This window comes from Sphingomonas paucimobilis NBRC 13935 (assembly GCF_000739895.2).
GTDB lineage: Bacteria > Pseudomonadota > Alphaproteobacteria > Sphingomonadales > Sphingomonadaceae > Sphingomonas > Sphingomonas paucimobilis.
On sequence record NZ_BBJS01000007.1, the window covers coordinates 53,885 to 72,374 of the forward strand.

Annotated in this window: 20 protein-coding genes and 1 pseudogene; 16 read left to right on the plus strand and 5 right to left on the minus strand. The window is 66.8% G+C overall.

Going from position 1 to position 18,490, the window contains the following annotated elements:
- The first annotated feature begins 7 nt into the window (after window positions 1-7).
- Together lpdA and SP6_RS01725 are read left to right on the plus strand one after the other, a co-directional pair.
- Window positions 8-1,420, plus strand: coding sequence for a dihydrolipoyl dehydrogenase (gene lpdA / locus SP6_RS01720; RefSeq protein WP_007405435.1), 1,413 nt, complete (start codon window positions 8-10; stop codon window positions 1,418-1,420).
- A gap of 75 nt (window positions 1,421-1,495) precedes the next feature.
- Entirely contained in the window at window positions 1,496-1,921 is a 426-nt protein-coding gene (locus SP6_RS01725) for a GNAT family N-acetyltransferase (RefSeq protein ID WP_007405379.1), read from the plus strand.
- Here SP6_RS01725 and SP6_RS01730 read toward each other — a convergent pair.
- Window positions 1,901-2,479: an isochorismatase family protein gene (locus tag SP6_RS01730; RefSeq protein WP_007405487.1), complete on the minus strand. Its 579-nt coding sequence runs from the start codon at window positions 2,477-2,479 to the stop codon at window positions 1,901-1,903. The genes SP6_RS01725 and SP6_RS01730 overlap by 21 nt on opposite strands.
- A 191-nt stretch (window positions 2,480-2,670) precedes the next feature.
- Between SP6_RS01730 and SP6_RS01735 the strand changes: the two genes are divergently transcribed.
- Both SP6_RS01735 and SP6_RS01740 read left to right on the plus strand, forming a co-directional pair.
- Window positions 2,671-4,053: a hypothetical protein gene (locus SP6_RS01735; RefSeq protein WP_007405478.1), complete on the plus strand. Its 1,383-nt coding sequence runs from the start codon at window positions 2,671-2,673 to the stop codon at window positions 4,051-4,053.
- Between the two features lie 47 nt (window positions 4,054-4,100).
- Window positions 4,101-4,439, plus strand: a complete 339-nt coding sequence (locus tag SP6_RS01740; RefSeq protein WP_170170984.1) for a DUF3140 domain-containing protein — start codon at window positions 4,101-4,103, stop codon at window positions 4,437-4,439.
- A gap of 296 nt (window positions 4,440-4,735) precedes the next feature.
- Here the strand turns inward: SP6_RS01740 and SP6_RS01745 are convergent, their stop codons facing one another.
- Complete coding sequence (locus SP6_RS01745) at window positions 4,736-6,490, minus strand: fatty acyl-AMP ligase (protein ID WP_007405444.1); 1,755 nt, start codon at window positions 6,488-6,490, stop codon at window positions 4,736-4,738.
- Between the two features lie 112 nt (window positions 6,491-6,602).
- On the opposite strand from SP6_RS01745, the gene SP6_RS01750 reads away from it, so the two are divergent.
- From SP6_RS01750 to SP6_RS21665, 5 genes and pseudogenes are all read left to right on the plus strand, one after another.
- The gene (locus tag SP6_RS01750; RefSeq protein ID WP_007405457.1) at window positions 6,603-7,151 is read left to right on the plus strand and encodes a regulatory protein RecX; all 549 of its coding nucleotides are present in this window, start codon (window positions 6,603-6,605) and stop codon (window positions 7,149-7,151) included.
- 114 nt (window positions 7,152-7,265) lie between these two features.
- Window positions 7,266-7,835: a cold-shock protein gene (locus SP6_RS01755; protein WP_007405410.1), complete on the plus strand. Its 570-nt coding sequence runs from the start codon at window positions 7,266-7,268 to the stop codon at window positions 7,833-7,835.
- A gap of 17 nt (window positions 7,836-7,852) precedes the next feature.
- On the plus strand, window positions 7,853-8,350 hold the full coding sequence (locus tag SP6_RS01760) for a DUF192 domain-containing protein (protein WP_007405432.1): 498 nt from the start codon (window positions 7,853-7,855) through the stop codon (window positions 8,348-8,350).
- Window positions 8,351-8,382: 32 nt separating this feature from the next.
- Complete coding sequence (locus tag SP6_RS01765; protein WP_007405420.1) at window positions 8,383-8,775, plus strand: NADH:ubiquinone oxidoreductase subunit NDUFA12; 393 nt, start codon at window positions 8,383-8,385, stop codon at window positions 8,773-8,775.
- 206 nt (window positions 8,776-8,981) lie between these two features.
- Window positions 8,982-9,215 (plus strand): annotated as a pseudogene (locus tag SP6_RS21665) (DUF2155 domain-containing protein); the annotation flags it as partial.
- Window positions 9,216-9,250: 35 nt separating this feature from the next.
- Here SP6_RS21665 and aat read toward each other — a convergent pair.
- The 3 genes from aat to SP6_RS01785 form a co-directional block, all read right to left on the minus strand.
- Window positions 9,251-9,997, minus strand: a complete 747-nt coding sequence (aat, locus tag SP6_RS21420; protein WP_007405429.1) for a leucyl/phenylalanyl-tRNA--protein transferase — start codon at window positions 9,995-9,997, stop codon at window positions 9,251-9,253.
- Entirely contained in the window at window positions 9,994-10,707 is a 714-nt protein-coding gene (locus SP6_RS01780; RefSeq protein WP_007405483.1) for a ParA family protein, read from the minus strand. The genes aat and SP6_RS01780 overlap by 4 nt, the downstream gene beginning before the upstream one ends.
- A gap of 120 nt (window positions 10,708-10,827) precedes the next feature.
- Window positions 10,828-11,214 (minus strand): hypothetical protein, encoded by a 387-nt coding sequence (locus SP6_RS01785; protein ID WP_007405356.1) that lies wholly within the window; start codon window positions 11,212-11,214, stop codon window positions 10,828-10,830.
- A gap of 157 nt (window positions 11,215-11,371) precedes the next feature.
- Here SP6_RS01785 and SP6_RS01790 point away from each other — a divergent pair, with 157 nt between their 5' ends.
- The 7 genes from SP6_RS01790 (at window position 11,372) to SP6_RS01820 (ending at window position 18,395) form a co-directional block, all read left to right on the plus strand.
- Window positions 11,372-12,337: a cysteine synthase A gene (locus SP6_RS01790; RefSeq protein ID WP_007405452.1), complete on the plus strand. Its 966-nt coding sequence runs from the start codon at window positions 11,372-11,374 to the stop codon at window positions 12,335-12,337.
- A 66-nt stretch (window positions 12,338-12,403) separates the two neighbouring features.
- Entirely contained in the window at window positions 12,404-12,685 is a 282-nt protein-coding gene (locus SP6_RS01795; RefSeq protein ID WP_037568887.1) for a hypothetical protein, read from the plus strand.
- Window positions 12,686-13,126: 441 nt separating this feature from the next.
- A complete protein-coding gene (locus SP6_RS01800; protein ID WP_007405374.1) occupies window positions 13,127-13,612 on the plus strand; it encodes a division/cell wall cluster transcriptional repressor MraZ in 486 nt (161 codons plus the stop codon).
- The gene (gene rsmH, locus SP6_RS01805; RefSeq protein WP_007405422.1) at window positions 13,609-14,589 is read left to right on the plus strand and encodes a 16S rRNA (cytosine(1402)-N(4))-methyltransferase RsmH; all 981 of its coding nucleotides are present in this window, start codon (window positions 13,609-13,611) and stop codon (window positions 14,587-14,589) included. The genes SP6_RS01800 and rsmH overlap by 4 nt, the downstream gene beginning before the upstream one ends.
- Before the next feature lie 44 nt (window positions 14,590-14,633).
- Window positions 14,634-15,239 carry a hypothetical protein gene (locus SP6_RS01810; RefSeq protein WP_227876669.1) on the plus strand — a complete coding sequence of 202 codons (606 nt, stop codon included), beginning with the start codon at window positions 14,634-14,636 and terminating at the stop codon, window positions 15,237-15,239.
- Window positions 15,236-16,954, plus strand: coding sequence for a peptidoglycan D,D-transpeptidase FtsI family protein (locus tag SP6_RS01815; protein WP_007405454.1), 1,719 nt, complete (start codon window positions 15,236-15,238; stop codon window positions 16,952-16,954). Before SP6_RS01810 ends, SP6_RS01815 begins: the two co-directional genes overlap by 4 nt.
- 10 nt (window positions 16,955-16,964) lie before the next feature.
- A complete protein-coding gene (locus SP6_RS01820; RefSeq protein WP_042468363.1) occupies window positions 16,965-18,395 on the plus strand; it encodes a UDP-N-acetylmuramoyl-L-alanyl-D-glutamate--2,6-diaminopimelate ligase in 1,431 nt (476 codons plus the stop codon).
- The last annotated feature ends 95 nt before the right edge of the window (window positions 18,396-18,490 follow it).

Sequence of the window (18,490 nt, forward strand, 5' to 3'; positions counted from 1 at the left end):
GAGCAAAGTGGCTGACACTTACGACCTTATCGTCCTCGGCTCCGGCCCGGGCGGCTATGTCGCGGCGATCCGCGCGAGCCAGCTTGGCCTGAAGGTCGCGATCGTCGAGCGCGAGCGGCTGGGCGGCATCTGCCTCAACTGGGGCTGTATCCCGACCAAAGCGCTGCTCCGCTCGGCCGAGGTCTATCATTACATGACCCATGCCGCGCAGTACGGCCTGTCGGTCGAGAAGCCCTCGTTCAGCCTCGACAAGGTGGTCGACCGCAGCCGCAAGGTCGCGGGCCAGCTGAATGCGGGCGTCAAGGGCCTGATGAAGAAGAACAAGGTCGCCGTCCATGAGGGCGTTGGCACGATCACCGCAAAGGGCAAGCTGTCGGTCGTCCAAGGCGACAAGACCACCGAGCTGACCGCCAAGCACATCATCGTCGCCACTGGCGCGCGAGCCCGCGACCTGCCCTTCGCCAAGGCGGACGGCGAGCGGATCTGGACCTATCGTCACGCGATGGTGCCGCCCGCCATGCCGACCAAGCTGCTGGTCATCGGATCGGGCGCGATCGGCGTCGAGTTCGCCAGCTTCTACAACGACATGGGCGCGGAAGTGACCATCGTCGAGATGCTCGACCGGATCATGCCGGTCGAGGACGCCGAAGTCAGCGAGTTCATGACCAAGCAGCTGACCAAGTTCGGCATGACCATCAAGACCAAGACCGGGCTTGAAAAGCTGGAAGCCACCGCGTCGGGCGTGAAGGCCGCGATGAAGGGCCCGGACGGCAAGGTCGAGACCGCCGAGTTCAGCCACGCGATCGTCGCCATCGGCATCGTCCCCAACACCGAGAATATCGGTCTGGAGAAGCTGGGCATCGAAACCGACCGCGGTCACATCAAGACCGACGGCTATGGCCGCACGAACGTCGACGGCATCTGGGCGATCGGCGACGTGACGGGTGCCCCCTGGCTGGCGCACAAGGCGAGCCATGAGGGCGTGATCGCCGCCGAAGCCATCGCACAGGCGCTGGGCAACAAGGACGTTCATCCGCACGCGATGGACAAGGGCAACATCCCGGGCTGCACCTATTCGCGCCCGCAGGTGGCATCGGTCGGCCTGACCGAGGCCAAGGCCAAGGAAGCCGGCTATCAGGTGAAGGTCGGCAAGTTCCCCTTCATCGGCAACGGCAAGGCGATCGCGCTGGGCGAGGCCGAAGGCTTTGTGAAGACGGTGTTCGACGCCAAGACCGGCGAACTGCTGGGCGCGCACATGGTCGGCGCGGAAGTGACCGAGATGATCCAGGGCTATGTCGTCGCCCGTCAGCTCGAGACGACCGAGGCCGAGCTGATGGAAACGGTGTTCGCGCACCCGACGATCTCAGAATCGATGCACGAATCGGTGCTCGCGGCCTACGGGCGTGCGCTACACATCTGATCGGGCTCCCCGATTGGACGAAGGAAAGGGGCTCGCTTTGGCGGGCCCCTTTTTATTGGAAACGAGGGGAATGGCATGGAATTGGCGGACGGCTATAGCCTGCATCGCGGCACCCCCGACGTGGCCGATTATCGGCGGCTTCGCGACATTTGCGGCCTGACCCCGCGCAGCGCGGCGGCGGCGGAAGCGGGACTGCCGAACACGGTGTTCGGCGTGGTCATTCACCATGATGGCCGTGCGGTCGGCATGGGCCGGGTGGTCGGCGATGGTGCGCTGATGCTCCAGATCGTCGATATCGCGGTCGATCCCGATCACCAGGGGCGCGGATTGGGCAAGGCGGTGATGCGCGCCTTGATGGACCATATCGCCGCGACCATGCCGGCCGAGGCCTATGTCAGCCTGATCGCCGATGGGGAGGCGCACAAGCTCTATGCCGGCTTCGGTTTTGCCCCGGTCGGGCCCTATGCGATGGGCATGGCGTTATGGGTCAACAAGCCCTGACGCCGCGACCGGCAGTATCTGGAGCAAGGCGGCACTATCGCGCAGCGTCGCGAAATCGGCCTCCAGCAATCCCATCGTGACATCGAAGACGGTCTGCGCGTCCAGGGCCGCCGAGGGCAGATCGAAGCCGATCACCGCATCGCGCACCACCGTCACGACAAAACCGAGATCGGCGGCGGATCGCACCGTCGAGTTGACACAGAACCCGGCCACGGCGTCCACGACATAAAGGTGCGACAGACCCTGGTCGCGCAGATGCGCCGCCAGCGGTGTCGTGGCAAAGGCCGAGGAACTGCGCTTCACGAACAGCGCTTCGCCGGGCAACGCCTGCGCGCAAGCCATGGGCGGATAGCCCGAGGCATCGGGATACAGCGGTGAGGCAGGATCGGCCTCAGCATGGCGGATATGGATCACGGGGCGCCCGGCCTGTCGGAAGGCCTTGGCCAACGCCTCGACGGCCGCAGGAGCATTCGGATTGACGTGTGGCCGCCCGGCGTCGATCCGCTCTTGCATCACCATCTGCATGTCGATGATGACCAGTGCCGTATCGGCCTGCATACGCCCTCCCTCTTGTCGCCCGTGCTCCGCTTTAGACCTGTCTGGACGATGGGATACGTCTTGCTGGGTGCGTACCATCCTGCTCGATCCACCGTTCTTTTGACCGGATAGGGGGCGGCACGCCGCATTCCGCTTGCGAAACGACGCGATTTGGCCGCATCGGAGCTAACGCCATAGCTGATCGGCATGCCATGACCCGAGCCTATTCTCATCGCCTGCGCATTGTGATCGCCACCCTGATCCTGCTCGGTTGCAGCGTGCTCGTCTTCGCGCCGGGCTATGCCGAATATGACAGTGTCACCCAGTATCAGCAGGTGCTGAACGCGCGGTATGACGACTGGCACCCGCCGATCATGGCCTGGCTCTGGTCGTTGTTCGGGCGGCATGGCGCGGGGCCGATGCTGGTGCTGCAACTGGCTGGCTGGTGGCTGGGACTGGGTGCCATTGCGGCGGCGATCGTCGATCGACGGCCGCGCGGGGCGCTTGCCGTGCTGACGATCGGGCTGGTGCCGCCCTGGCTGGGGTGGCAGGTCGCCGTCCTGAAGGACGCGCAGATGACCGGCGCGCTGCTGGCGGCAGTGGGGCTGATCGGTTGGTGGCGACTTCGGGACCGGGCGGTGCCAGGCTGGGCCTGGGTGCCGATCGCGCTGCTCCTGGGCTATGCGGCGCTGGTGCGCGCGAACGCCATCTTCGCGATCGCGCCGCTCGTCGCCTTCCTGCTCGCCGAGCGCTGGGGGCGCCGGATCGCGATCACCATCGGGCTGACCTTGGTGACGCTCGCTCTGGCCCCGGTGATCAACCATCGGCTGCTCGGCGCGCAGGCGAGCGGAGTGGCGCGGATACAGGCGCTCTATGATCTGGCGGGTATCGCGGAGCGGGTGCCCTATGACCCACGATTGGGCTTTACGCCGGCGGAAGTCGACGGGCTTCGTACCAAGGCCTGCGTAAAGCCGTTCTTCTGGGACCCGCTGGGTGAACCGGCGCGGTGCGGTACGCTGCTCGCCCGGTTCCAGACCATGGCACCGGGCCCGTTATATGCGCGGCTTGCCCCCGCCATCCTGCGTCATCCGATCGCCTATGCCGCGCAGCGCCTGTCGCACGTCAATTCGACCTGGCGGCTGGGCGTGCCGCCGCGCTGGCCCAATGCCACGCCGCCGCAGTCGACCGAGCCCAACGACATTGGCCTGGACGCGCCCGGACGGGTGGCATTGGCGTGGCAGAAGATGGCGGACGCTTGGGTCGACCTGCCCATCATGTGGCCGGTGGTGTGGCTGCTGCTCGCGGCCGGAGGACTGGCGGTGACGCGCGGTGCAGGAATGGCGGGGGCGTTGTTCGCCTCGACATTGGGGCAGGAGGCGAGCTTTCTGGTGATCAGCGTCGCGTCGGATTTCCGCTATCACCTCTGGGCGATCATCGCCTGTGCGCTGGGCCTGGTGCTGGCGCGGCCATGGCGGGGGGATCGGCGGATCGTCGGGGTGACGGTGGCGGTGCTGGTCGTCGTGCTGATCGTCGGAATAGCCACGCGCGCCATGCTGCCCATTCCGCCGCAAAGCTATCAGGGCATGCTCGGCTGAGCCCGAATTTCGCCTGTCGGCGTTGATCCCGCCGAAAGGAGCCCATGATGGCCGAGGATCACGAGCAGATTTACGTCGATTTCAAGGAGGCCGTGAACATGGCCCCCGCCGAGCTGGAGAAGTTCCTCGACACCGACGAGTCGAAGGAGGTCGGACAGAAGAAGAGCGGCTCCGACGAGAGTGTCGGCCATGATTCAGGGCGAAAGATCGTGGCGATCAAGCACAAGAAGAAGGCCGACCTGACCGATGACGACTATGCGCATATGAAGAAGGTGGTCGGCTATGTGCACCGGCATCTGAAGCAGGGCGGGCCGGACAAGGATGTCGAGCATTCGCCATGGCGCTACTCGCTGATGAACTGGGGGCATGACCCGTTGAAGGATTGAGGAGGGCCACTCCCCCCACGCTCCGTTCAGCCTGAGCGAAGTCGAAGGCTACGGACGCAGGGCTGAATCAGATGCCTTGCCACCCCGGTGGAGGTCGGGGGCCAGTAGCCATCAGGCCTATGGCGCGCTCGATCGCTCACCCCCAACTGGACCCCGGCCTTCGCCGGGGTGGGGATTATGGAGAGAGCCGGGGCGTGGCCTTCGACTTCGCTCAGGCTGAATGGGGAGGTGGCGTGCTGGACACAAAAAGGGCCCGGCCTTTCGACCGAGCCCCTTTCTAAAACGTCAGTCCGAAATCAGGCCGCGACGTCGTACGGCTTGATCTCACCCGCCAGATACAGGTTGCGGGCCTTGGCGCGGCTCAGCTTGCCCGAGCTGGTGCGGGGCAGGGTGCGCGGCGGGATCAGTTCGATGACGCAGTTCATGCCCGTCACCGCGCGTACACGCTCGCGAATCTCGTCGCGCAAGCGGGCGCGTTCCTCATCGTCCGAGCTGCGGCACTGGACCAGCACGGCGGGGGTTTCCTCACCGCCCGGTGTGGTGATCGCGAAGGCGGCGATGTCGCCCGCCTTGAAGCCAGGAAGCTGCTCGACTGCCCATTCGATGTCCTGCGGCCAGTGGTTGCGGCCGTTGACGATGATCATGTCCTTGGCGCGGCCGACGATGTAGATATAGCCCTTCGACATATAGCCCATGTCGCCGGTGTCGAGCCAGCCATCGGCCATACAGGCCTCGGTCGCGGCATCGTCGCGGAAATAGCCGACCATGACCGACGGGCCCTTGCACCACACCTTGCCGATCGCCCCGTCGGGGAGCGGCGTGCCGTCTTCCTCGCGGATCTCGACGACCATGTCGCGCACCGGCTTGCCGCAATTGACGATGGCGCGGAAGCGCTGCGGCCGGTCGGTGCCTTGCGCACCACCCGACAGTTGCGTTTCCTCGACCAGTTCGACGCGGATGCCCTCGCCCGGCGGCATGATCGAGACCGCCAGCGTCGCCTCGGCCAGGCCATAGGAGGGCAGGAAGGCGGTGGCAGGGAAGCCCGCATCGGCAAAGGCGTCGACGAAGCTCTGCATCACGTCCGGGCGGATCATGTCCGCGCCATTGCCCGCGATCCGCCAGCGCGACAGGTCGAACCGGTCCGACGCCTTGGTCTGCGACGAGATGCGACGCGCGCAGATGTCATAGCCGAAGGTCGGCGAATAGCTGACGGAGGTGCCCGGATTGCGGCTGATCATGTCGAGCCAAGCGAGCGGACGACGCGCGAAATCCTCGGTCTTGAGGTAATCGGTCGAGACCTGGTTGGCGATCGGCGACAGGAAGCAGCCGACCAGACCCATGTCGTGATACCAGGGCAGCCACGAGATGCAGCGGTCGCTCTCCTGGATCTTCATCCCATGGCTGTGCGCGGCCAGATTGTTAAGCAGCGCATGATGGGTGATCGCCACGCCATGCGGGAAACGGGTCGAACCGCTGGAATATTGCAGATAGGCGATCGCGTCCGACTTAGCTTCGGGAAGCGGAGCCTCGGGCGCCGCACGCTGGGCGAAGCTGTCCCAGTCGATGCCCTCGACGCCTGCGGCCTCGGCGGCGGTCCCGGCCATCTGCGCCAGTTCGGGCGGGAAGATCAGCATCTTGGGATCGCAGCTAGCGAGCTGGACGCGAAGCTGTTCGATATAGGAATCGCGCCCGCCGAACGAGGTCGGCAGCGGCAGCGGAACCGGCCAGGCACCGGCATAGACCACGCCGAAGAACAGGGCGGCGAATTCGGGCCCGGTCTCGGCAACAAGTGCGATTCGCTCCTCGGGCTTCACGCCGCTGGCGATCAGGCGGCGGGCGCAGGCCAGCGCGTCCTCGCGCAGTTCGCGGAAGGGATATGGGCGGGTCAGGGTGCCGCGCGCGTCATGGAAGTTCAGTCCGCGCGAGCCCGAGGCGGCATAGTCCAACGCTTCGCCCAACGTCGCGAAGTCGGCGAAGCGGCGCGGCAGCGCATCTTCGGTCGGCGTCGCGATGATGGCGCGCGCGTCGTCCTGATGGTGCTCGATCGTCATGGCCTTGCCTTCGTTCCTTATGCTTTTGCGCCCCGTACCGCATGTCGGTGGAGGCGATTGATTCCATATGCGCCGACAATTGGCGGCTTCCCGCGTTCTAAATCCAAGGTCAGTGTGGCACAAAGAAGGCGTGTCTGCCGAACGTCGCCCGCCCAAGCCGCTTGATCCCGCCCTCCTGGAGCGCCTGGCGCTGCGCTATGTCGAGCGGTTTGCGACGACCGAGGGCAAGCTGATCGACTATCTGCGCCGAAAGTTGCGCGAACGCGGCTGGGCGGGGGAGGGGATGCCCGATCCCGAGGGGCTGGCCGCGAAGATGGTATCGCTCCGCTATATCGACGATCGCGCCTATGCCGAGGCGAAGGCGGCCTCGCTGGCCCGGCGGGGCATGGGCGCGCGGCGCGTGCGGCAGGCGCTGCACGCGGCCCGGATCGGCGCGGAGGATAGCGAGGCGGTGGCGCCGCAAGTCGCCGAGGCCGCGCGCGATGCCGCGCTCGCTTTTGCCCGGCGGCGGCGAATCGGGCCGTTCGGCGATGGTGAGGCCGACCATGGGGTCCGCGAAAGACAGTTCGCGGCAATGATGCGCGCCGGCCATGACATGGCGTTGGCCCGCCGCATCGTGTCGGCGCCGCCCGGCGAAATGCTGGACGATGGCGACTTCTGACGCGAAAACACGCGGATTTTGGGCATTGGTCCCAGTTCGGACCATGAAAAATGCGCCGCGTTACGTTGCGAGTGCGAGCAATGATGCTAGCAATAGCGTTCAAGGGTGCTTTGAATGCTGGAAGAAACGCCGAATGAAGGGGGCGGCTTCGATGGCGAGACGGCGGACAACGCCGTAAGGCTGGCGGGGGTCGTCAAATGGTTCGACGTGACGCGGGGCTTCGGCTTCGCCGTCGCGGACGACCTGACTTATGGGGATGTGCTGCTGCACTTCACCGTTCTCCAGTCGCATGGTCGGCGCAGCCTGCCCGAGGGCGCGCGGGTGGAGATGATCGCGGTCGAGCGCGGGCGCGGCTATCAGGCGCGCGAAGTGGTCTCGATCGATCTGACCCATGCCGTGCCCGAGCAGCCCAAGCGGCCGCGCTCGTCCGACCGAATCGATCCTGCCGCGCTGATCGGCCAGGCGGGTGAGGCCGAGGGGGTGGCGGTCAAATGGTTCAACCGGCTGAAGGGCTATGGCTTCCTGCTGCGGGACAGCGATGGGGCTGATATCTTCGTCCATATGGAAACGTTGCGGCGGGGCGGTATCGTCGAGGTCGAGCCTGGCCAGCCCTTGATGGCGCGCATCGTCGACGGGCCCAAGGGGCCGCTGGCGGTCGCCGTGACCCCGCGCGGGGCGGCATGATGCGGCGGCGTGCATGGATGGCGCCGGCTACTGCTTTGGTACTGGCGGGCGTCGCCCTGTCGGGGTGTTCCGGCGCGGCGACGAAGGATGCCGAGCGGGCGGAAACGCGCAAGGCGAAGACCATTCCCGTCACGGTCCGCACCGCGCAAGGATCGCATGTCTTCCAGGTCGAACAGGCCAGGACCGCGGCCGAGCAGGAGCAGGGGTTGATGTACCGCACCGACCTGAAGCCCGATGGCGGCATGTTGTTCGCGCCCTATCCCCCAGATGGCACGGGACCGCGCCCGGCCTCCTTCTGGATGAAGAACACACCGACCTCGCTCGACATCCTCTTCATCCGTGCCGACGGCACGATCGCGCGGATCGCGGAGAATACCGTGCCGTTCAGCGAGGCGCAGGTCCCCTCGGGCGAGCCGATCGCGGCGGTCCTGGAGCTGGTCGGTGGGCGTTCCGCCGAGCTTGGTATCTCGGAAGGCGACACCGTCTCCTGGCCGCGCGACGCGGAACGCGGTTGAAGGCTGGCGAGAGCCGGGCTACACGGCGCGTCATGGGCATCAACCTCAATCCCTTCACCTGGTGGAACGGCGCCACCATCGGCACCTGGTTCGGTCTGCGCGGCAAGGCGCAGGTGGGCGAGGACGCGCACGGCAACGTCTATTATGAGGGCGGTCGCGATACCGCCGGCCGTCCGCGCCGCTGGGTCATCTACAAGGGCTCCAACGATGCCAGCCGCGTGCCGTCGGAATGGTTCAGCTGGCTGCATCATCAGGTCGAGGACGTGCCTGACCGCTCGCTGCCGCCGCGTCGTGCGTGGCAGAAGCCGGCGCTGCCCAATTTGACGGGCACCGCGCTCGCCTATCGCCCGCCCGGCGCGTTGGAAAAGGGAGGCCAGCGGGCCGCCGCGACCGGCGACTATGAAGCCTGGACGCCCGAGGGGTGAACAAGACTCGCTGGCTGGCCGGCGCTGTGCTGGCGGCCGCGCTCGGTGTCGGGGGCTGGTTCGGCTATCAGGCGCTGACCGATGATCGCGCGGCGCGTGGCGACGAATCGGCGGTCAGCCAGATCCTGCCCGATCGCCTCGGCGGCGGATCGGGAATCGAATCGGTCGATGCGGGACAGGCGGGCCTGCCCACTGGCGGCACGCCGATGGCGGAGCGAGTCGCGGTGGTCGGCCTGCTCAACAAGCGCAATGGCGTTTCACGCGAACTGACGCTGAAACCCGGCCAGGCGGTGCGTGTCGGCGACGCGATCGTGCGCTTGCGGGCCTGTGAGAAGACGGCCTCGTGGGAGGCGGAGCAACTGACCGGCGCCTTTGTCCAGCTCGACGTTCGCGGCACCGATCAGCGGTGGCGGCGTGCCTTTTCGGGATGGGTGTTCAAGGAACGGCCGGCGCTGAACGTCGTCCAGCATCCGGTCTATGACGTTTGGGCCAAGAGCTGCACGATGTCCTGGCCCGAAACTGGGCCGGACACGGTGCCGGCGGCGACCCCGGGGGCTGCCCCCAAGCGGTCGAGCGCGCCGAAGTCGCCGGGCACTGAGGCACCGGAGACCGATGCGCCGGGTCCCACGACCCCGGCCAATGCGTCGGAGAGCAGCGCGACATAATCGTCGCGTCCGATCTCGACTGCGCCCATCGTGGCGAGGTGCGGCGTCTGGAACTGGCAATCGAGCAGGCTGTAGCCGCCGGCGCGTAGCCGCGCGACCAGCCAGACCAGCGCGACCTTGGACGCGTCGGTCCGCCGGCTGACCATGGATTCGCCGAAAAAGGCGCGGCCCAGGCTCAGGCCGTAAAGGCCCCCGACCAGTTCGTCGCCGTCCCAGCATTCGATCGAATGGGCAAAGCCCATGTCGAACAGGTCGATGAACGCCCGCTCGATGGCATAGTTGATCCAAGTCTCGGGCCGGTCGGGAACGCTCTCCGCACAAAGCCGGATGATGGACTCGAAAGCGGTGTCGGCGGTGACGCGGAACCGGTCGGCCGCCACCGTCTTGCGCAGCGAACGCGAGAGGTGGAACCCTTCGAGCGGCAGCACGGCGCGCTTGCGCGGCTCGACCCAATAGACATGGTCGGTATCGCGCGTATCGGCCATCGGAAACACGCCGACCGCATAGGCCCCTAGGACGAGATGCGGGGTCAGGCGTTCGATGGCACCCGTGCTCATCTGTCGGCCAGCCGCCGTTCGACGGTCCGCCACAGGGTGCCATAGGCCTGCGCCGCCGCGCTGCGCGGGGAAAAGGCGCCGACGGGCGCGCGATGCTGGCCCATCGCCTCGACCACGCTTGCCATCGGGATGACGGGCCAGTCGGGATGCGCGGCGACCGCCTCGGCATGGAGTTTGCGGCGGCGGTCGACCATGACATGGACGGGCAGCAGCGGCACCCGGCCGCGGACATGGGCGTCGACGACCTCCAGCGCGCGGGTCGCCAGCGCGGAGGGGATGACGGGCACCACGATCAAATCGGCGGCGCGCAGCACCTGCTCGGTCGTCTCGGTCAGCCCCGGCGGGCAGTCGAGGATGATCCGGTCATAATCGTCGAGCCCGTCGATCAGCTTGCCTAGCCGCTTCTTCTTGTCGAGCGCATGGAACAGGAAATCGAGACCGCGCAGCGAATCATCCGCGCCGATCAGCGACAGGCGGGGAATGTTGGTGGTGCGCACCAGCCGGTCGACCGCGATGTCGCGGGAGAAGATCGCCTGCGCCTGATCCCCGCGTGCCGAGCCGCCCAGCAACCAGGTCGAGGCGGCCTGGGGGTCGAGATCCCATAATAAAGTGCGGCGCGCACAAAGACTTGCCGCGCACCAGGCGAGGTTGACCGCCATGCTGGTCTTTCCCACGCCCCCCTTCAGACTGTAGATCGCGATCGCGGCCACGTGGTTCTTCGACCTCCCGGCTTCACCTCACAAGAAAAAGGCCAGCGGAGATATCCCCGCCGGCCGGTTTTCGATCAAGTCCCTATCGCCCGATATTCGGACGACGGGGCCGTCAGACGCTCAGATGTGGCAGGTCTGAGCGGCCTTCTTCGGGGTGGTCAGGGTGATGTTCTTCTCGTCACCCGTCATCTTCCAGCCGCCCTCGGCGGTCAGCGGCTCGCCGGCCGCAGGCGCGGTCAGCTTCACCGGGGTGTCGCCCTGCTTCAGGCGGACATTGACCTGCTTGTCGCCCTGGAAGAAGGTGACGAAGGCCAGGCTCTGGTCCTTGCAACGGAAGGTCTTATCCGACTTGATCGCCGGCGGCAGTTCGACCGGCGCACGGTTGGCGAGGATATTGGCCATGGGGTCGGGATTGGTGTCGACGACCTCGGGCTGGCTGGGCTGGGAATTGCACGCTGCCAGGGCGAGCAGCGGTGCGGCGACGATGAGGGGGAGGAGGCTCTTCATAGCGGGGCGGTGCTTCGCAAATGCGGCAACCACGCGTCAAGCCGATAGATGGGGTAGCGCTCACCGGAATGTCATGAAGTTGGTCAATGACCGGGCTTTGTAGCGGCCAAGCAAGGCTTTGCTTGCCGTGGCTCGGGGCAGGGGCCATCTAGCGATCATGGATGCGACCCCCAATACCCTGGCCCTGATCGGCAATACCCCGCTCGTCCGCTTGAAAGGGCCGAGCGAGGCCACCGGATGCGATATCTTCGGCAAGTGCGAATTCGCCAATCCGGGTGCCAGCGTGAAGGACCGTGCCGCGCTGTTCATCGTCGAGGATGCGGAGGCGCGCGGTGCGCTGCGCCCCGGCGGCACGATCGTCGAGGGGACGGCGGGCAATACCGGCATCGGTCTGGCGCTGGTCGCCAATGCCAAGGGCTATCGCACGATCATCGTGATGCCCGAGACGCAGAGTCGCGAGAAGATGGACACGCTACGCGCGCTGGGCGCTGAACTGGTGCTGGTGCCGGCCGCGCCCTATTCGAGCCCCTGTCACTTCGTCCATACCTCGCGCCGGATCGCCGAGGAGACGGAGAATGCGATCTGGGCCAACCAGTTCGACAATATCGCCAATCGCCGCGCGCATATCGTGGGGACGGCCGAGGAGATCTGGAACCAGATGCATGGCCGGATCGACGGCTTTACCTGTGCGGCGGGGACGGGTGGGACCTTTGCCGGCGTCGGCATGGGGCTAAAGGCGCATGACGAGAAGGTGGTGATCGCGCTCAGCGATCCGCACGGCGCGGCGCTCTATAATTATTATGCGCATGGCGAGCTGAAATCCGAAGGGTCGTCGGTCGCCGAGGGCATCGGGCAGGGGCGGATCACCGCCAATCTGGACGGTGCGCCGGTCGATGCGCAGTTCCGCATCTCCGACGCCGACGGATGGTACTGGGTTCAGCGGTTGCTGAGCGAGGAAGGGCTGTGTCTGGGCCTGTCCTCCGGCATCAATGTGGCGGGCGCGGTGGCGCTCGCTCGCTCGCTGGGGCCGGATAAGCGGATCGCAACCATTTTGTGCGATACCGGGTTTCGCTACCTCTCCACGCTCCATAACCCGGCGTGGCGGGCTGAGAAGGGACTGTAAGCGCCGGGCCTATTTGCGTCCGGCGGTCGACAGAAGCGCAGGCGCACGATAGTGATACAGAATTCCATGAAGTCACACGACCACCATCATATCATGCAGCGCGTGAAAGTCGGCATGATCGGCCTGGCCGCCGTGATATTGCTGATTGCCCTCGCCAGCACGATCCTCGGCTCGTTGAACCGCGACGAGCCACCCGCGACGGTCGCGGGTTCGGCCCAGTCCAATGTCGTCGCCGACATGGCCGCGACCAACACCACGGCCCCCAGCAACGAGCCGCTCGCCGAACTCGGTGTCGCGCCGGCGCCGGTCAACACCCAGGCGTCTGCGGAATCGGTCGAGCCTCGATAGGCGTCGCGCCGCCCGGCGAAGGCGGCGTGCTCCCTTCATACAGGACCGAATCGGGAACGATTACGGCGTTGGCGCGACGGCGGATGCTTGCGCATAAATTTTTTCGCGCGCGACGCGGGCTGATCTGCCGCGTCAATTCGTCGGGGAAAATCGGGGAAAGCGCACCGTAAGCCCGGATTTCCGGGCTTTTATGATCTTGGGCCTTTGCGACATTTCCCGTCTCCCGCCCCGTCGTTCGTCGCATATATGCCGCGATAGGGGCGGTTTCCCCGCTTATCCCCAAAAATCCCGTTGCTTCCCGCTGTCCCTATAGGTAAATCTTATTCCAACAGAGGGGCAGGCTCACTGTTGTCGTAAGATGGTCGGATCGCGGCGAGGGTCGTGGTTCGAGGCAGTGAGGCCGTGCGCGCCATGTGCGAGGTTGGCGTGTCCGAAAGGGGTTTGTATCAGGGAAGTGGCATTGGCCTTGTCGACGACAAGGGCCGCGTTGCCATCCCTAACGCCCTTCGCTCCACCCTGGCCCAGAACGCGCCGCGCCCCGACGGAAAGGATGGCGGAACCATCATCATCGCCGTCCATGAAACCGAACGTTGTCTGATCGCCTATGACCCGGGTTATGTCACGGTGCTGAAAAAGGAATTGGACGCGCGAACCGAAATGTCGCGCGGCCCCGATGGCCGGATCGATTACAATATCAAGCGCGATCTGGCGAATGGTGAAGCCGTGCCCTTTGACGGTTCGGGCCGTTTCATCATGCCGGGCTTTCCCCGCTTCCACGCCGGCATCACCGCGCACGCCTTTTTCTGGGGCACGTTCGACTATATCGAAATCTGGGATCCCAAGACGCTGGTCGAGACGCCGGGCCTGCCGGCCAAGATGATCTCGGCGGCGCGTTTCCATTGCCAGGAAAAGGGGATCGCGCTGTGAGCCCCGCCGTCAACGACGCCCCGCACATCCCCGTCCTGCTCGACGAAGTCCTCGACGCGCTCGCCATCCTGCCCGGCGAGACCCATGTCGACGGCACGTTCGGTGCGGGCGGCTATACCCGCGCGATGCTGGGCCGGGGCGCGAAGGTCATCGCCTTCGACCGCGATCCCGATGCGATCGCCAATGGCCAGGCGCTGATCCAGGCCGAGCCGGGGTTGGCGCTGGTCCACCGCGAATTTTCCGGGCTGGATCAGGCGCTGGAGGCGCAGGTGGACGGCGTCGTGCTCGACATCGGCGTGTCGTCGATGCAGCTCGACCAGGCCGAGCGCGGCTTTTCCTTCCAGGGCGACGGGCCGCTCGACATGCGCATGGCGCAGGCGGGCGAGTCGGCGGCCGATTTCCTCAACACGGCCGACGAAGCCGCGATCGCCGACGTGCTCTATCACTATGGCGAGGAACCACGCTCGCGCCGGGTGGCGCAGGCGATCGTCGCCGCGCGGCCATTGATGCGCACTGGCGAGCTCGCCGCCGTGGTCCGCCGGGCGCTGGGCTATCGCCCGCATGACAAGAAGGATCCGGCGACCCGCACCTTCCAGGCGATTCGCATTCATGTGAACCGCGAACTGGAGGAACTAGCCGAGGGGCTGGCGGCGGCCGAGCGTGCGTTGAAGCCGGGTGGCCGCTTGGCGATTGTGACCTTTCACAGCCTGGAAGACCGGATGGTGAAGCGCTTCTTTCGCGAGCGCGCCGGTCAGTTGCCGGGAGGCTCGCGCCATCTGCCGCAGCAGGTGGCGGCGCAGGCGCCCAGTTTCACCGCGGTCGGCAAGGCCGTGCGGGCAGGCGCGGCCGAACTGGCGCGCAATCCGCGCGCGCGCTCGGCCACGCTGCGTTTTGCGACGCGAACGGAATCCCCCGCCTGGTCGGCGGGGCAGGGGTGGGCGCCGGGGGGCGAGTTGACTCAGGAGTTGGGCGTATGACGGCGGCGTATCGGTTGAAGGGGATAGGGTGGTTCGGGAGCTGCGTGGCAGTGGTCCTGGGCTTTTACCTGGTCTCGCTCCAGGTCGCGGCGGAGCGCAAGAAGCTCGACGACGTCAACACGCGCATCCGAACCGCCGAGCGCGACATCCGCGCGCTGGAAACCGAGTTCGACACGCGCGCCAACTTGGCGCAGCTGGAGAAGTGGAACGGCGACACGCTGGCCCTGACCGCGCCGATCGCGGGCCAGTTCGTCGGCAACGAGGCGCAGCTCGCCTCGCTGGACGTGACGCGTGGCCCGGTGACCGGCGCCATCCAGACCGCCGCGCTGCTCGTCCCCTCGCAGCCCCAGCCGGTCGAACCGCTGCCCACCCCCGCCGCCCAGCCCAATGTGCAGACGATCGCCCCCGCGCCCGTCGTCCGGCTGGCCAAGGTCGACCTGCCCAAGCCGCAGGTGGTCAAGGCCGTGTCCGAGCGCGTCGTCACCACCAAGGTCGGCAAGCCCGCGCCGATCGCCACGGTGCGCACCGCCGCCGCCGTCGCCAAGGTCCGGCCGCAGGCGGTGGCGATGCTCGATCGCCAGCTGCTGTCGGACACCACGCTGGGTGACATTCTGAAGGGGGCCAAGACCGAATCGCGGCGGTCGCGTTGAGCGTTCTCGTCGCGCGTCCTTCCACCAGCCAGCGTACCGCCGGCCAGCGCCATGCGCTGGTCGCGACGACGCATATGCGGCTGATGATGCTGATGATGCTGTTCGGGGCGGCCGTGCTGGTCGTGATCGGGCGGCTGACCATGCTCGCCATCTTCGCCGGCCCCGCCGATGCGGCGGAGCGTACCGCGACGCTGGCCGCGCGCGGTGACATCGTCGATCGCAACGGATCGCCGCTGGCGCGCACCATCGACAGCTGGACGATCGCGGTCCATCCCAAGAAGCTGATCGGCGACCCGATGGAGATCGCCGCGCGCCTGGCCGCGCTGATGCCCGATCGCGGCGATCAGGCCTGGTTCTATAACCAACTGACCCGCAAGGCCAATTTCGTCTATCTGCAACGCCGCGCCAGCCCGACGCTGGTCGAGCAGGTCAATGCGATCGGTGAGCCGGGAATCGTCTTCGACCGCGAGACGCAGCGCCTCTATCCGCAATCGACGCTGGCCGCGCATGCGCTGGGCTTCCTGTCGACCGATGGCCACGGCATGAGCGGCATGGAGCGCGTGCTCGACGAGCGCCTGCTGAACCCTGCCCAGGCCGGCCAGCCCGTTGCGCTCTCGATCGACACCCGTGTCCAGGCAGCGATGGAGAGCGAGCTCGGCCGCGCGATGAACACCTTCCACGCCCGCGCGGGTGGCGGCATCGTGCTGGACGTGAACACCGGCGAGGTCGTCGCCATGGTCTCGATGCCGACCTTCAACCCCAACCGGGTCGGCATGGCGGGCACCGAGGAACTGCGCAACATCACGACGCAGAGCGTGTTCGAGCTGGGTTCGACCTTCAAGCCGATCACCATGGCGACCGCGATCGAGAATGGCGTTGTCACCTCGATGCAGCGGCGCTTCGATGCGACCCATCCGCTCAAGGTCGGCGGCTATACCATCCATGACGAGCGCGGCGATCCCAAGCGCTGGCTGAACATGGCCGAGACGCTGATCTATTCGTCCAACATCGCCACTGCCCGCATCGCCGACGAGATCGGCCCACAGCGGATGCAGGCGATGTTCAAGAAGCTGGGTTTCGACACCAAGCCCGATATCGAGTTGCGCGAAAAGGGCCGGCCGCTGCTGCCCACCTATTGGGCGCGGACGACGACGATGACGACCGCCTATGGCCATGGCATCGCGGTGACGCCGCTGCATCTGGCCTCGGCCTATGCGACCTTGGTCAATGGCGGCATCTGGCGCCCCGCCACGCTGCTGAAGGTCGCGCCGGGCCATGCGCCGCAGGGCCGCCGCGTGATCAGCGAGGCGACCAGCTACAAGATGCGTCAGATGTTGCGTCTGATCGTGATGCGCGGCACGGGCCGCAAGGGCGACGCGCCGGGCTACCGCGTCGGTGGCAAGACGGGCACGGCCGAGGCGGCGGTGGCGGGCGGCTATGACCGGTCGCGCAACGTCGCCACCTTTGCCGCGGCTTTCCCGATGGACCAGCCGCGCTATGTGGTGCTGGCGATGCTCGACTCGCCACAGGGTACGAAGGAGACGTTCGGGTGGAAGACCGCAGCCTGGAACGCCGCGCCGGTCGTCGGCCGGACGATCACGCGGGTGGGCGCGATGCTGGGCGTCGTGCCGGATGCCAACAAGGATATCGACGTTTCCGATATTCTGCCGACCCTGTGGCAGGACCCGACCGCGCCGCCGGTCGATGGCCGGTAAGGGTGGCGGCATGAAGCTGAACCAACTGGACCAGAGCATCACGGGCGAGGGCGGCGACGCCCTCGTCACCGGTTTCGCGATCGACCACCGCAAGGTAGCCCCCGGCACCATCTTCGGCGCGTTTCAGGGTGCGCGCGTCAATGGCGAGGATTTCATCGCCGATGCGGTGCGCAGCGGCGCGATCGCGGTGGTGACGCGGCCCGGCGTGACGGTCGAGGGCGCGGTGCATATCGCCTCGGACGAGCCCCGCGCCGCCTTTGCGCAATCAGCCGCCGCCTTCTTCGCGCCGTTCCCGGCCACGGCGGTGGCGGTGACCGGCACCAACGGCAAGACCTCGACCGTCGAGATGACGCGGCAGCTGTGGCGCATGGCCGGGCATCACGCCGCCTCGATCGGCACGCTGGGCGTCACCACGGCGGACGAGCGGACCTATACCGGGCTGACCACGCCCGATGTCGTGACCTTCCTGTCCAACGTCGCCGGACTGGCGCGCGAGGGCGTCACCCATTTGGCGTTCGAGGCATCGAGCCACGGCCTGACCCAGTATCGGACCGAGGGCCTGGAGGTGTCGGCGGCGGCCTTCACCAATTTGTCGCGCGATCATCTCGACTATCATGGCGACATGGGCGCCTATCTGGCCGCCAAGATGCGCCTGTTCTCCGAAGTGCTGTCGCCGACAGGCACGGCGGTGGTCTGGGCCGATGACGTTCAGAGCGGCCGGGTGATCGATCTGGCGCGCGCACGCGGCAACCGGCTGATGACCGTCGGCACGCGTGGATCGACCCTGAAACTGGTCGAGCGGCATCCGACCCTGCTCGGTCAAGGCTTGGTGATCGAGGACGAGCACGGCACGATCCATAAGGTCCAGTTGCCGCTGATCGGTGCCTATCAGGCGGCCAACGCGCTCGTCTCGGCCGGACTGGTGCTGGCGACGGGCGGCGATGTCACGACGACGCTGGCCAATCTCAGCCGGTTGCAGCCGGTGCGTGGCCGGCTGGAGCGGGCCGCCATCGCCCGTAGCGGTGCGCCCGTCTATGTCGACTATGCCCATACCCCGGATGCGCTGGAGGCCGCGATCGCAGCGCTCAAACCCCATGCGGGCGGGCGGCTGATCGTGGTGTTCGGGGCGGGGGGCGACCGCGATCCCGGCAAGCGCGAGGCGATGGGGCAGGTCGCTTCGATGCAGGCGGACCGGGTGATCGTCACTGACGACAACCCACGTACCGAGGACCCCGCCGCGATCCGTACGCAGGTGATGCGCGGCGCAACCGGCGCGATCGAGATCGGCGACCGCCGCGAGGCCATCGCTGCCGCCATTGCCGAGGCGGGGGGGCAGGATATCGTCCTGATCGCGGGCAAGGGGCATGAGCAGGGTCAGATCGTCGGCGATCTCGTCCTGCCCTTCGACGATGTCGCCGTGGCGCGCGAGTGCGCCGCATGACCGCCGCCAACGCGCCACGTCCCGAGGACGTCGAGCCCACGCCCACGGCGAGCAATGACGGCGCGGCCGCACCGCCACCGGCCTCAACCGAACCG